Source organism: Pseudarthrobacter sp. NS4 (assembly GCF_024758005.1).
Lineage (GTDB): Bacteria > Actinomycetota > Actinomycetes > Actinomycetales > Micrococcaceae > Arthrobacter.
Genome location: NZ_CP103288.1, coordinates 689888 through 703949, shown reverse-complemented (window position 1 = coordinate 703949; position 14062 = coordinate 689888). Strand labels below are relative to the sequence as shown.

General features: G+C 65.8%; 10 protein-coding genes and 3 tRNA genes. 5 read left to right on the top strand and 8 right to left on the bottom strand.

Annotated features, from left to right (window positions below):
* Nucleotides 1–159: 159 nt before the first annotated feature.
* From NXY83_RS03325 to NXY83_RS03310, 4 genes are all read right to left on the bottom strand, one after another.
* Nucleotides 160–2037 carry a BCCT family transporter gene (locus NXY83_RS03325; RefSeq protein WP_258804685.1) on the bottom strand — a complete coding sequence of 626 codons (1878 nt, stop codon included), beginning with the start codon at nucleotides 2035–2037 and terminating at the stop codon, nucleotides 160–162.
* A gap of 257 nt (nucleotides 2038–2294) precedes the next feature.
* Nucleotides 2295–2370: transfer RNA gene (locus NXY83_RS03320), tRNA-Phe, on the bottom strand.
* A gap of 48 nt (nucleotides 2371–2418) precedes the next feature.
* Nucleotides 2419–2492, bottom strand: a tRNA-Asp gene (locus tag NXY83_RS03315).
* A gap of 91 nt (nucleotides 2493–2583) precedes the next feature.
* Nucleotides 2584–2656 (bottom strand) — tRNA-Glu (locus NXY83_RS03310).
* Between the two features lie 165 nt (nucleotides 2657–2821).
* Here NXY83_RS03310 and NXY83_RS03305 point away from each other — a divergent pair.
* From NXY83_RS03305 to NXY83_RS03285, 5 genes are all read left to right on the top strand, one after another.
* A complete protein-coding gene (locus tag NXY83_RS03305) occupies nucleotides 2822–3865 on the top strand; it encodes a PHP domain-containing protein (RefSeq protein WP_258804684.1) in 1044 nt (347 codons plus the stop codon).
* A gap of 120 nt (nucleotides 3866–3985) precedes the next feature.
* The gene (locus NXY83_RS03300) at nucleotides 3986–4981 is read left to right on the top strand and encodes a DMT family transporter (RefSeq protein WP_258804683.1); all 996 of its coding nucleotides are present in this window, start codon (nucleotides 3986–3988) and stop codon (nucleotides 4979–4981) included.
* Between the two features lie 9 nt (nucleotides 4982–4990).
* Complete coding sequence (locus tag NXY83_RS03295; protein WP_258804682.1) at nucleotides 4991–5419, top strand: metallopeptidase family protein; 429 nt, start codon at nucleotides 4991–4993, stop codon at nucleotides 5417–5419.
* 10 nt (nucleotides 5420–5429) lie between these two features.
* The gene (locus NXY83_RS03290) at nucleotides 5430–6350 is read left to right on the top strand and encodes a cation diffusion facilitator family transporter (RefSeq protein WP_258804681.1); all 921 of its coding nucleotides are present in this window, start codon (nucleotides 5430–5432) and stop codon (nucleotides 6348–6350) included.
* A gap of 187 nt (nucleotides 6351–6537) precedes the next feature.
* Nucleotides 6538–8019 carry a C40 family peptidase gene (locus NXY83_RS03285; RefSeq protein ID WP_258804680.1) on the top strand — a complete coding sequence of 494 codons (1482 nt, stop codon included), beginning with the start codon at nucleotides 6538–6540 and terminating at the stop codon, nucleotides 8017–8019.
* 69 nt (nucleotides 8020–8088) lie between these two features.
* Here NXY83_RS03285 and NXY83_RS03280 read toward each other — a convergent pair whose 3' ends face one another.
* The 4 genes from NXY83_RS03280 to NXY83_RS03265 all read right to left on the bottom strand — a co-directional run bounded on the left by NXY83_RS03280 (nucleotide 8089) and on the right by NXY83_RS03265 (nucleotide 14044).
* A complete protein-coding gene (locus NXY83_RS03280; RefSeq protein WP_397427587.1) occupies nucleotides 8089–8886 on the bottom strand; it encodes an ABC transporter permease in 798 nt (265 codons plus the stop codon).
* A gap of 70 nt (nucleotides 8887–8956) precedes the next feature.
* A complete protein-coding gene (locus NXY83_RS03275; RefSeq protein WP_258804678.1) occupies nucleotides 8957–9955 on the bottom strand; it encodes an ABC transporter ATP-binding protein in 999 nt (332 codons plus the stop codon).
* Entirely contained in the window at nucleotides 9952–11127 is a 1176-nt protein-coding gene (locus tag NXY83_RS03270; protein ID WP_258804677.1) for a LolA family protein, read from the bottom strand. Before NXY83_RS03270 ends, NXY83_RS03275 begins: the two co-directional genes overlap by 4 nt.
* Before the next feature lie 142 nt (nucleotides 11128–11269).
* Nucleotides 11270–14044, bottom strand: coding sequence for a PEP/pyruvate-binding domain-containing protein (locus NXY83_RS03265; RefSeq protein ID WP_258804676.1), 2775 nt, complete (start codon nucleotides 14042–14044; stop codon nucleotides 11270–11272).
* Nucleotides 14045–14062: the final 18 nt, after the last annotated feature.

Here is a 14062-nt window from a genome sequence, read left to right as displayed (position 1 = left end):
GTTTAGGTGAAAGCCCACTCCATTCCGCTGGAGGATCCGCACGGCAACCAGCGGAAACAAAAGAAGCACCGGTTCCGAAGAACCGGTGCTTCCCATGCGGGCCGCAGTGGAGGGGCCGCGCTCACGGCACCTTGTCATGCCTGCATTTGACTGTGCTGCCTACTTGGGTTTTTCCTGACCGGGGACGCCATGGCCGGCTGGAGTGCCGGAAGCCTCTGCAGCGTGCTCTGCAGATGCGAGCCGTTCGCTCAGTTGAGCTTCCACCACCTCAGTGACCTGGTCCGCCAGATGCTCCTGGTAGTGTTCCTGCACCGATTCGTGGATCTGCTCGGCAACATGCTCCTGGTAGTGCTCCTGGACGGAGTCCTGCATACTGTCCTGGACCTGCTCGGTCACGTGGGCGGTCATCTGCTCGCGGGCCAACTTACGTTGTGCACGCATGAGTGCTTCGTGTTCCAGGTGGAAGACCCTGGCCGTTGCGACGCACATCAGGATGATCACCACGCTGAACGGCACGGCTGTCAGGATTGCGGCAGTCTGAATCGCCTGAAGCCCATTGGCAAGAAGCAGGGCGATCGCGACAGCCGCCGCAGAAAGGGCCCAGAAGACGCGCAGCCAGTTCCTCGGCTCCACGTCGCCGCCCGTGGAGATCATGCCCATGACCAGGGAGCCTGAGTCTGCCGACGTGATGAAGAAGATGGCGATCAGGAGGATGGCACCCACCGTGAGGAAAACCCCGCCCGGCAGGCTGCCCAGCAGATTGAACAGGGCACCTTCCGTATCCACGCTGCCGTCGTCACCGATCAACCCGCCGACTCCGAAGAGTTCGCGGTAGATTGCGGCGCCACCCAGGACAGAAAACCACAGGAAGCCCATGGCAGTGGGCACCAGGAGGACGCCGGCTACGAACTGCCGGACCGTGCGGCCCTTGGAAATGCGGGCAATAAAGATACCGACGAACGGCGCCCAGGAGATCCACCAGCCCCAGTAGAAGGTGGTCCAAGCGGCCTGCCAGGCCTCACCTTCAGCGCCGGAAAAAGCCAGGGTGTTGAACGTAAGGCCTACAACATTCTGGAAGTAGTGCCCGATTGACTGCACAAACTCACGCAGCAGGAACAGCGTGGGTCCGGTAAACAGCACTACCAGCATCAACAGGGCGGCCAGGACCAGATTGGTGTTGGACAGCCACTTCATGCCTTTGGCCACCCCCGACACAACGGAAATGATGGTCAAGGTGATGATGCAGAGGATCAACCCGATCTGCGTCATGGTGGTGGCCTGGACGATGTTGGCCTGCTCAAGGCCCGCCGAGATCTGCAGGACCCCGAGGCCAAGTGATGCGGCAACGCCGAACAGCGTGCCGACCAGTGCGACGACGTCAATCAGGTTGCCCCACCCGCCGGCAACGCGCCGGTGGCCCAGCAGCGGCTCCAGGGTCCACCGGATGGAGATGGGGCGGTGCCTGCGGTGCACCGCATACGCGATCGACACGCCCACCACCACATAGATGGCCCAGGCGTGCAGGCCCCAGTGAACGTAGGTTTGCGTCATTGCCTGTTGAGCGAGCACCAACGGCGACCCTTCAACACCTGGCCGGGGTGAGGCAAAGTGGTTCAGCGGCTCGGCAACACCGAAGAAGACGAGGCCTATTCCCATCCCGGCAGCGAACAGGAGGGCGAACCAGGACATAACGGAGAACTCCGGCTCATCTTCATCCCTGCCCAGCTTGATGTCGCCGTAGCGGCTGAGTCCGATCCAGAGGGAAAACACCACGAAGAGCGCAACGGCGGCAACGTAATACCAGCCAAACCAGTTGATGACATTGCCCTGGATGGTGCCGAAGAGGTCGGTGGCGGCGGCCGGGAAAATCGTGGCGAAGAGGACAAAAACGATGATGATGCTGGCCGCGGGCCAGAAGACCCACTTGGCTACTTCGTGGCTGTGGGCTCTGGCCACCTTCTCCTTTCCCTTTGCAGGGGGCGGCGGTGCTTTCCCTTCGGGTTGGCTAATGGTCCTGGTGCCTGATGTGGCGGACATTCCCAGTTTCTCCTTATGCGCTGTATAACGCTCAGACTGCTCTGTCTAGTTCGTCTCTTGTACGTTCGTCTGTTCTATGTTGTCTCATGGGCTGGCTTCGCAGCCTGCAAGTTTACGGAACAGGCTCGGATGCAGTGGCGGAAAACGCCCGATTCGGCGTCAACGATGCTGGATTGATACGTGCACAACGGTTGGCAGCCTATTTTAGGCCCGCCAAACAAGAAAAGCACCAGTTCCGAAGAACTGATGCTTCCCAGTGGTGGCTCCGACCGGCGTCGATCCGGTGACCTTTCGATTTTCAGTCGAACGCTCTACCAACTGAGCTACAGAGCCTAGGTGACTAGTCACCATGAGAGCCGGAATTGCTTCCGACAATCAGAGCGACCCTGACGGGACTTGAACCCGCGACCTCCGCCGTGACAGGGCGGCGCGCTAACCAACTGCGCTACAGGGCCTTGCGTTTCTTGCTTCCACAGTATCTCTACCGCTTTTTTCAAGGCTTCCAGCCTACCAGACATTTTTTGCCTGCCTGACCAGTTCCTTGCGTACCCCCAACGGGATTCGAACCCGTGCCGCCGCCGTGAAAGGGCGGTGTCCTAGGCCGCTAGACGATGGGGGCCAGAACCCGTTCGGAACAAAATAAAAGGCGTAAAGCGAGGCTTTCCGTCTTTGTCCTTTGCGTTGCTCCGAACTGGACTCTAAAACTATAGGGCCTAGTCGGGGATTATCCAAAATCGGCTAAAAACACCGTGCCTGAACAGGGAGGACAGGTGAAGATGGACTGATGGATGCCGTTGCAGCACTCAATGAGATTGCCTTCTGGCTGGAGCGCGGACGCGCCGCCACGTTCAAGGTCCAGGCCTTCCGAAAGGCTGCCGCGGCCATCAGCCCGCTGACGCCGGAGGAAGTAGCTGCGCGAGCCCGGACCGGCCGGCTGAAATCAATGAAAGGTATTGGAGACCGGACCCACCAGGTCATCCAGCAGGCAGTGGGCGGCGAGGTCCCCGACTACCTGGCGGACCTTCGGGAAAAGGGTGCCAAGCCGCTGGCAACCGCCGGCGCCGCCATCCGAAACGAACTGCGCGGTGACCTGCACAGCCACAGCGACTGGTCCGACGGCGGCTCCCCCATCGAGCTCATGGTGGCAGCCGCCGGAGTGCTGGGGCGGGAGTACCTTGCACTCACCGACCATTCACCGAACCTCACCATCGCGAACGGGTTGTCTGCTGATCGCCTCACTAAGCAGCTGGACGTGGTGGCGGCCATCAACGCCGATGGGCAGTCCAGCGCTGGCGGAGAGGTGGACAGGAGGGTGCGGCTGTTGACCGGCATCGAGGTGGACATCCTGGAATCGGGCGAGCTGGACCAGGACCCCGCCCTGCTGGATCGCCTCGACATCGTGGTTGCCAGCGTCCACTCGAAACTCCGCGCCGACCGGAATACCATGACGCGCCGCATGCTTGGCGGGATCCAGGCCAGGCATACCAACGTCCTGGGCCACTGCACCGGGCGCCTGGTTGAGGGATCGCGGGGAACCAGGCCCCCGTCGGAATTCGACGCCAAGGAGGTGTTTGCCGCCTGCGCCGAATACAACGTGGCCGTGGAGATCAATTCCCGGCCGGAGCGGCAGGATCCGCCGGATGCCCTGATCCAGCTCGCACTGGAAGCCGGGTGCCTGTTCTCGATCGACAGCGACGCGCACGCGCCGGGACAGCTCGACTTCCTGCAGTATGGTGCCGAGCGCGCCGCGCTGAACGAGGTCCCGCCGGAGCGCATCATCACCACCTGGCCGGTGGAGCGCCTGCTGGACTGGGCAGCCGCGACGTAGGTGCTTCCAGACTGCCGTAGGTACCCAGGAACAGAGTGCGGCGGAAGTTTGGCAGGATGTTGACCAGACGTGGCCGATTTCCGCCAGCCCGCGGCTACTTCCCACGGATACATTGGCTTCATGCCGTCAACCACCCCCGTCAGCAAACCCGTTCCCGCACCTGCTGCAGAGGCCAACGCCGTCAAAGCATTGGGCGTCGCAGCGATGGTGGTTACCGTGGTGCTCTGGGCCTCGGCCTTCGTGGGCATCCGGGCCATCGGACCGCATTTCTCCCCCGGCCCACTGACGCTCGGCAGGCTGGCGATTGCCGCCGTCGTACTGTCGGTGCTGGTCTTGCCGCAGCTGCTCAAGAGCCGGCACCTGCCCAAGGGCCGCGAATGGTGGCCCATCCTTGCCTACGGCGTGATGTGGTTCGGCGGGTACAACGTGGCGCTGAACGCGGCGGAGCACGTGCTTGATGCCGGCACCAGCGCCTTGCTCATCAACGTCAACCCCATCCTCGTGGCCATCATGGCAGGCGTCTTCCTGAAGGAGGGTTTTCCCCGGTGGCTGCTGATCGGAAGCATGGTGGCCTTCGCCGGCGTGGCGCTGATCGCGCTGGGGTCCGCGCAGCCGTCCGGTCCAGGGGAAAATGCTACGGCGGATATGGCTGGCGTCGCCCTTTGCCTCCTGGCAGCTGTGCTTGCAGCCGTCAGCGTCATCATCCAGAAGCCTGTCCTGCGGAAATTCCCGGCAGCCCAGGCCACCTGGTTCGGAATCCTGGTTGGCGCCCTGTGCTGCCTGCCTTTTGCCGGGGAATTGGTGTCTGAAGTGCAGGCCGCCCCACCCGGGGCTACGGCGGGCCTGGTGTATCTGGGCATCTTCCCCACGGCGATCGCCTTCACCACCTGGGCCTACGCCCTCTCGCTCGTTGACGCCGGCAAGCTGGCCGCCACCACCTATCTGGTGCCCGGGACCACGGTCCTGATTTCGTGGCTCGTGCTTGGTGAGATCCCAACTGCGTGGGGCTTGGTGGGCGGCCTCATTTGCCTGGTGGGAGTGGCCCTGACCCGTCGCCGGACCCACGCCGGAAGGAAGCACACCGGGCAGGTTCGGCAGGGGCAGGTTCGGCGCTAGAGTCGAGGTATGCCTGCCAGCCTTCCGCCCGGCCTTCCCATTGTTCCCGAGGGTCCGCATGAACCGCTTGGCTTCAGGATGTCCGCTGATGAATTCGAAGCCGCGGTTTCCGATGCCCTGGACAGCATCCCGGATAAACTGGCAAGGGCCATGGACAACGTGGCGGTGTTCATCGACGACGACTATGTGCCGGGCCCGGGAGAAGATCCGGACGCTGTCCTGCTGGGGGTCTATGAAGGCGTTCCCCTCACCGAACGGGACTCGTGGTGGGATGCAGGATCATTGCCGGACCGGATCACCATCTTCCGTGAGCCCATCCTCGAGATCTGCGCGTCCCGGGAGGATGTTATCCACGAAGTGGCAGTGACCGTGGTCCACGAGATTGCGCACCACTTCGGCATCTCGGACGACCGGCTGCATGAGCTGGGCTGGGGCTAGCCTTGTAGGCATGGGACACGACCACAGCCACACGCACGGCATCACGGCTACGGGGCGGCACCGCAAGCGGCTGGTGGCCGTCCTGGCAATCACTCTTGCGGTCGTCCTGGTCCAGGTGGTGGGGGCCATCCTGTCGGGTTCGCTGTCCCTGTTGGCCGATGCCGGGCATATGCTCTCCGACGCGGCCGGGGTAACCATTGCCTTGATGGCGGCCTGGATCGCCGGCCGTCCGGCCAGCGACCAGCGCACCTACGGTTACCAGAGGGCCGAGGTGCTCGCCGCCATGGGCAACGTGCTGATCCTGATCGTGATCTCCGTGGTCATCTTCAGTGAGGCAATCCGGCGGATTGGGTCCGCACCCGAGGTGCAGACCGACATCATGCTGTTCGCCGCCATCCTGGGCGCCCTGGCGAACGTGGCATCGCTGCTGATACTCCACGGCCCTCACCGCGAAAGCCTCAACGTCCGCGGCGCGTACCTGGAGGTCCTCGGCGACCTCCTGGGCTCCTTCGCCGTCATCGCAGCCGCAGTGGTGATCAAGCTGACCGGCTTCAACGCTGCGGATACCATCGCATCGGTGGTGATCGCACTGTTGATCCTGCCACGGGCCTGGAGCCTGTTGCGCGACGTGGTGGATGTGCTGCTGGAAGCCACTCCCAAGGGCGTGGAGGTCCAGATGATCCGCGAGCACATCCTCTCCGTGGAGGGGGTCACCGATGTGCACGATATCCACATCTGGACCATCACCTCCGGTGTGCCGGTCTTTTCCGCCCATGTGGTGGTGGAGGACGGGGTGCTCAATGCGCGCGGCGCTGACCAGTTGCTGGACAAGCTCATCGCCTGCCTCGGCTCGCACTTCGATACCGACCACTGCACCTTCCAACTGGAACCGGCAAGTCACTCTGAGCACGAAGCGCACCAGCACGCCTAGGATCGGCGACACGCCTTCCGGTTTTCCCGCTAATGACACTGTTGTGGTTTATGTTACTGATGTGACTCTTGTTGCCATTGTGCAACCGGTCACGTAACCTCGGGACTGCTGGGGAGCAGCTGAGGGGCACCTGCGTGCCACAACCGGAACCTCACTCCCAGCCTTACCCGTTGCGAGGTTTCTGCAGATGGCTCTACCCCGATCCGGCCGTAAGGCGGCCGTGCTGTGTTCCGCCGTCGCCCTTTTTGGAAACATACTGTCCGCAGCCGTGGCTGTACCGGCAGTTGGTGCCCCTGCGCCGCATTCACCCGTCGTTTTCATCCCTGCCTCCCCGAAAATTCCGAGCCCGGAGGATATCGCGGCCGCCAAATCCAGTGAGGCGGCCACCGCGGACCAGGTGACGGCAATAGAGCGCATTCTGGAGGACGCCGCGGGCGCCCAGCAGGCTGCATTCGCCGTGGCAATGCAAGCCAACAACGCGTACAGCGAAGCCCTGGTGGAGTTGCAGGAACGATCGGAGTCAGCGTCGGTTGCAGCCGCAAGGGCCTCCGCCGCGCAGGAGCAGCAGGACAACTCCCGGAAGCAGATCGGGCAGTTCGCCGGGGACCTCTACCGCAACGGCGGGTTGAACCCGACCCTTGGCACCCTGGCCACCGGCGGCGGGGAGACATTGCAGCAAGCCGCGACACTGGAGGCACTCTCAGCCAGCCGGAGCCGGGCCTTCGCCGCCGCCGATGCGGCCGCGAACGCCTCCCGTACGCTGACTGCCGCGGCCGAGGACGCCAGCAAAGCAGCCGATCAAGCGGCAAAGACGGCCGAGCTCCGGAAGACCCAGGCGGAACAGGCCAACGCAGCCCAGGCCAAGGCCGTGTCCGACGCGAAAGCGCAGCGAACGCTCCTGGTGGAGCAATTGGCGCAGCTCCGGAACACCACCGTGGCGTTGGAATCGGCCCGGGTGGATGCGTTGGACCGGGAGCGTGAAGAAACGCGGCTGGCGGCCGTGACAGCGGTGGCGGAGAGGGCCGCGCAACAAGGCCCGGCCAAGGACAATCCTGCCCCGGCAGCGGCACCCGCCGTTCCAGCTGCCGCAGCACCGGCACCTGTTCCTGCCGCACCGGCAGCTCCGGCACCGGCAGCCCCCGCACCCGCTCCAGCTCCGGCACCCGCACCTGCCCCGGCAGCTCCTGCTCCCGCACCCGCACCGGCAGCTCCGGCACCGGCAGCCCCCGCACCCGCTCCAGCACCGGCACCTGCCCCCGCACCGGCAGCTCCCGCTGCAGCTCCACCAACCGGCGCAGGCCCCCATGAAGCGGCCTTTTCAGCTGCACTGGGCAAAGTGGGTTCGCCGTACCACTACCAGTGGGGCGGCACCGGCCGTTACGGGTATGACTGCTCCGGGCTGGTACAGGCAGCGTTTGCCTCGGCCGGCAAGTACCTGCCCCGTACCGCTGCCCAGCAGTATGCGGCTGCACCAGTCCATGTTCCTCTTTCGCAGGCCCGGCGCGGTGACCTGCTGGTCTGGGGATCGGCGCCCAACTTCTACCATGTGGCCATCTACCTCGGGAACGGACAGGTAGTGCAGGCGCTGAACCCACAGGAAGGTATCGGCGTCACGCAGCTCAGTTCCATGGCCGGCATGCAGCTGCACCCGTACGCCGCCCGCTACTGATACCCCGCCAACCGTTTTCCACCGTCGTGCCTTGCCCGTGCCGTGCCCGAGGCGTGTCCTCGGCCTGGTTCAGCTCAGGACGTCCTTGGTGACGAACCGCCCGTAGGCGAGCGCCGTGAACACGGCAATGTAACCGGCCTGCAGCAGGGCATTGCTGGCGAACGAATCCCACAGGATGGGCTGGCGAAGCATATCGCCAAAACCGAACCAGTAGTGGCTGAACAGCCACGGGTGCAGCCACTCAAGCTGGGGCAACTGGTCGAGGACCTGGGACACCACCGAGACCACAATGGTGGCGGCCATCGCGCCCACCGGAACCACGGTCAGTGTGGACAGGAACAACCCGACGGCAGAGAGTCCCGCCAGGGACACCGCCAGGTACGCGGCGATCAGGAGAATGCGGACCGCAGCTTCAGCCGGCTGGATGACGTTGCCGGACAGCAGTGTCACCGGGCCTACCGGAAAAAGCGCTGCGCCGATGGCGGCCCCGGCAAGAGCCACCGTCAGGGGCGCGACAACGCAGAACACGAGCGCCCCCGCGTACTTGACCAGCAGCAGCCGCACCCGCCCGGCAGGTGCAACGAGCAGGTACCTCAGCGTCCCCAGGTTAGCCTCGCCCGCAATCGTGTCCCCGGCTACCACTCCCACCGTGAGCGGGAGGAACAACGGCACCGAAACCAGCATGGCTGTGAAGGCAACAAACAGGCCGTTCTGGCTGATCCGGTCCAGGAAGGCTGGACCGCGGCCCGCCGGAACCGCGGAGGATATCCGCACCGCGACGGCGATCAGCACCGGAATGGCGGCCAGCGCCAGCAACAGGGCCCAGGTGCGGCGGCGCCCAAAGAGCACTTTCAGTTCCGACAGCATCAGGGAGGAGCCGGACTCGCGCGCTGCGCCGGCTGGCCGTGCGGCCGCTCCCGGAACTTCTGCAGGAATGCTACTGGGCAACGTCAAACCCCTCCCCCGTCAGGGCAACAAAGCGGTCTTCCAGGCTTTCACGTTCGACGGCGAAGCCCCTGACCCGGACCCCCGCCGCCACCAGGTGCGCCACAATGTCCTCCGGGGGACGGCCATCAGGACTGCCACCAGGGGAGGAAAGGCTGGCCAGGAGGACCTCGCCGTCCGCCTGGCTGCCTCCTGCCTCCGCCGCCAGACCAAGCCCGGCAAGGGAAGCGCGCGCAGGCGCGGTGTCCGGTGTCAGCAGGCGGATGCGGGCGCTGCCGGCCCGGCGCAGTTCAGACAGCGGTCCTTGCGCCACAAGCCTGCCGGCGCTCATAACGGCGGCGTGCGTGCACATCTGCTCCACCTCGGCCAGCAGGTGGCTGGAGACGAAAACAGTGGCGCCGTCGTGGGCCAGCGAACGGACCAGGTTGCGTACTTCGCGCGTGCCCTGCGGGTCCAGCCCGTTGGTCGGCTCGTCCAGGACCAGCAGGTCCCGGTGGGACAGCAGGGCGTTGGCTATGCCCAGCCGCTGCTTCATCCCCAGCGAATAGGCATGCACCTTTTTCCCGGCGGCATGCGCCAGCCCCACGCGTTCAAGGGCCCGGTCCACCCGGGCCTTACGGGTGGCCGGTACAGTGTGGCGGCTGGCGGCGTCCAGGCGGTGAAGGTTTGCTGCGCCGGAGAGAAAAGGGTAGAACGCGGGCCCCTCCACGAGCGCACCCACACGGGGCAGCACGTCCTGGAGTTTGCCCGGCATCTCCATGCCCAGCATGCTGACCCTCCCTGCTGACGCCGCAGCCAGGCCCAGCAACATCCGGATGGTCGTGGTCTTTCCGGAACCGTTGGGGCCGAGGAAGCCGAAAACCGAGCCCGGCGGCACGGCAAGATCCACACCATCCACCGCAACCTGCTGGCCGAAGCGCTTGGTCAGGCCCCGCGTCTCGATCGTCAGTCCGTTGGGTCCGGGGCTGGAACTCCCGCCCGCTGGGTTCACGGAGCCGCCGACGCGGCGGCCTGGAGCCTGTCCGGCGGCACCATGCCCGCATAAATGCGGCCGTCGTCGGTGATCAGGACGTTGAAGAGGTTGGTGGACAGCAGCCGCCCGCCGGGAACGACGACGGCGGCCTGGGACAACAGCGGATCCTGCAGCAGGGAACCGGCCAGGTTTCCGTCCGCTGCCGCGGCCGGGATTCCCACCACGGTTTCCCAGCCTTTCCCGGTCACGGTGGGCCGGGCCGGATGCTGGTGGATGGCTGCCAGCTGGTCTGGGGTCATGTGCATGCCGGGAGTGCCGTGGGCCAGCGGCCCGTGGCCCGGGTCCGGGGCCTGCAGTTCCTCCACGGTGCTGCCCGGCGGCGGGGCGAAGGAGAAGAGCGAATCGTCCGGTACATCAAAGGAGAGACTGGTGAATCCGGCACGGAAGGACGGCGAGTCCGCACCGCGTGCGGTCACCTGGACGGATAGGGGCATCCCGGTGGCCCCGTCCACCGCAATGGCAACCTTGCCCACCAGCGTGGCATCGGTCCGGGGCTCCAGCACCACGTTGTAGGCGGCCCTCCCGGCCACCTCCACGTCGTCTCCAACAGACACCGCAGTGGCGGGCTCCAACTTGGCAAGCAGATGCTCGGCGAGCTCCTGCGGCGTGGGCGCGGCAGTATTGTCCCGGGCAGGCGGACCGGCGGGTGGGGTTCCGGGAACTGCGGGGTCGGTAAGCGGCAGGTGGTGGGCGTAGGCCGGCAGGGTGAGGTGTGCTGTGGAGTTGTCCTTTGAGGAATAGAACCACAGGTCACTGCCGCGCCGGACGATCTCACGTTCAGCCATCCGGTCCATCACCTGGACACGGAACTTGGTTTTGCCGTCCATATACACCCGTGCCGTGTGCTCACCCGCCAGCAGCTCGAACACCGAGGCTGCGCCCCCTGCCGACGCAGGCCCCGAGCTGGGACCTGCAGCGGGGAGCGCAGGCAGCCCGAGTTCGGAGGACTGCTCGATGGTGCCGGAGAACGTGTGTGTTGCGTGCCCGTCCAGCAGCGCGAGAACTTCAGCGGGGGTCTTCTCGGGAAGGGGGTCGCCGGCACGTGCCGGGATGGTCCCCGCCAGCACGCCGGCGGCGATTATTGCAGGTGCGGCGATAGCTGGCAGCCAACGGAACCACGCACGCCTCATGCCGGGCGGCCTCCACTCATGGAGGGTGTCGCCAGAACCTGTGTCGCCGGAACCCATGTGGTCGGAGCGCATAGCTCAAGGGTACGCCTGCTACGGCGGGTAGACACGCGCCCGGGCCCCCTGCCTCACGGGGTTCCGACGGTCACGCAGGCACTACGGTTCCCGCCCCTCCGTCGACCGTTATTCGCTGGCCGGTGACGATCCTGCCCGTGGCGTCCGGCACCCCGACCACTGCAGGAATACCGTACTCCCGGGCCACCACGGCGCCGTGCGAGTTCGCGCCACCCATCTCCATCACCAGCCCGCCGGCCGTCAGGAACAGCGGGGTCCAGCCGGGGTCGGTGGACGGGGCAACCAGGATTTCGCCGGGTTCAAGACGGGCCCCCACCGGGTCCAGGATGACCCGGGCGTTAGCGGTGACGGACCCTGCTGAGGCGGGGCTTCCCGTCAACGCACCCGGAACCCTGGTCCTGGCGGCCGGTTGAAGCGCCTCAGGCTCCGTACCGTCCGAGAGCAGCACCCTGGGAATGTGCCGCCGCCCGAGTTCCCAGGCATACGCCGCCCGCCGCTCCGCAACGAGTTCCCGCATATCCTGCCCGTTGGTCGTGCCGGCTTCCCGACGAACTGCCTCCCAGGCCTCGCCAAAGTCGAGGAAGAAAATGTCGTCCGGCTGGTCCAGGCTGCCGGCTTCAGCGAGCAAGTTTCCCACATGCAGAAGTTGCCGGCGGACCTCGGCGAGGCACAGCACGAGTTGGTACTTGGGCAGCTCCCGGAGTCCGGCAAAAAGCCGGGCCCTGCGCAGGGCGCCGCTTACCATAAGGGCATGGACGGCACTGTGGCCCCGGGCCTGGGCGACGAGCCGTTCCACCTGCGCGTCAGCCGCCTCTGCTGCCTTGCTGAACTGGACGTCGGGGGCGAGGCCCGGATCCTCCAGCCGAAGGTAGTTGGCCAGGACGCCAAGGATATGGGAGGGATCATCGGACCAACGGGGCAGCCCGACGTCGATCTCGGCAACCGACCGGTGCCCATAACGGTCCAGGAACCTGGTGAGGCCTGCTTCAAGTCTGGGCGGAACTCGTCCGGCCAGGAACTCCTGCGCCAGGAACGATGGCTCCTGAGTCATCAGGGCGGTGCGCGATTCAGCGTCGTCCCTGATGCCCACGGCAAGGCGCCACAGCTCAAGATCCATCTCCGTGGTCACATTGTTGGGCAGTCCGCGCAGCACCGGTTGCAGTTCGTCCCACCGGTGCCCGCCCAGCAGTTTGCCCGCCACTGCCAGCATGGCGAACCCCAGCGCCGGAAGCGGCAGGATGGCGGGAACGATGGAAAACAAACGGATTCGCAGGAGCCATTCGGCATGGTCGAGGCGTTCGCCGGCGCCGGCTCCGGCGGGTGGTTCCAAGGCCGCGTCGAATGCGTCTGTAAAGCCGTGCAGCCGGCGGAGCGCGGCGGTAGGCCGGACCACTCCGCGGAGGACTGATCCGGGGGCCTTGGCGCGGACAGCTGCGGGCACAATATGGCGGAATAGTCCCCAGGCGGTCCTGCGGTTAACGGAGAAGGCAGGATCGTCAAAAAGCTGCCGCAGCACGCGGGCCGACCGGGCCTCCATGATGTCGAATATCCGGGGCAGGATCCGCCTGCCCACCGTGCTCCGCAGTGGAGTGGTGAGGTCAAAGTAGGTCCGTTGTCCGGCTTCGGCGTAGGGGGACGGCCCGCGGCGGGGTTCGGGAACGTCGAAGCCTGCCGCCGTTGCCACGGATGAGGCGATGAGCCGCAGGGCGGCCCGTCCCATGGGCGTGATGGGGCGGGTGAGCCCCTGGGCAAGGCTGAAGCAGAGGTACACCCTGGTGCCGCCGGCATCCCGGTTGCCCTGGGCGGCTCCACTCCCTTGCGCGCCTCCCGTGGCCCGGGGAACCGGATACAGCGTGGTGATGGGCCTGGACTGGGTCAGCCATAGCGCGCCGCTGTGGTCGATGGCCCACTCGATGTCCTGCGGCACACCGAAGTACTGCTCGGCGTGCCTTCCCAGACCCGCCAGCGTGGCGGCCTGGCTGTCGGTAAGGCAGGGAGACCCTGACGCGTCCGGCATGTCGACGGTCCCGGTCCCGCCCCCGGGAAGGGCCCGGACCGCCACCCTCTTGTCGCCAAGCTTCCGCTCCAGGATCCGGCCCGTCACGGCGTCCACCACGTAATGGTCCGGATTCACCGCTCCGGAAACCACCGCTTCACCGAGTCCGGGGCTGGCATCCATGACGGCGTGCCCCCTGCGCCCGGTCACCGGATTGGCAGTGAACAGGACGCCGGCGGTTTCCACCTCCACCATCTGCTGGACGACGACGGCCAAAGCCACGTCCGCAGGATCAATCCCCAGGCTGGCACGGTAGGCAGTGGCCCGCTCCGTCCACAGCGACGCCCAGCATTTCCTGACTGCTTCAAGGACGGAGCCCACCCCCACCACGTTGAGGTACGTGTCCTGTTGTCCGGCGAAGCTTGCGAACGGAAGGTCCTCCGCTGTGGCCGACGACCGCACTGCCACCGGCACATCCGGTCCCAGGCTTCTATAGGCCTCTTCTACTGCGGCGGCAATGCCGGCAGGAATGGGGGCTGTCAGGATCGCGTTGCGTGCGCGCGCCGCGAGGTCAGCAAGCGCTGACGGTCCAGGAACGCCGGACGCAGGTTTCAGGGCGGCATGGACGCCTGCGAGCGCCGGAAGCACGTTGCGCGGAGCCCCGGTAACCTGCCGATAGGCCTCCGTGGTGAGACAAAAACCATCCGGCACCGGCAGCCCGGCGGACATGAGCTCACCCAGGTTCGCAGCCTTGCCTCCCACCATCGCGAGCATTCCGGCATCGATGGAGTGCAGGTTCCGGACCAGCCCCGCGCCGGCAATGCCTTCGGGCGCCTCCGCCTCCTGCATGTCTGCGCCTTCCCTGGC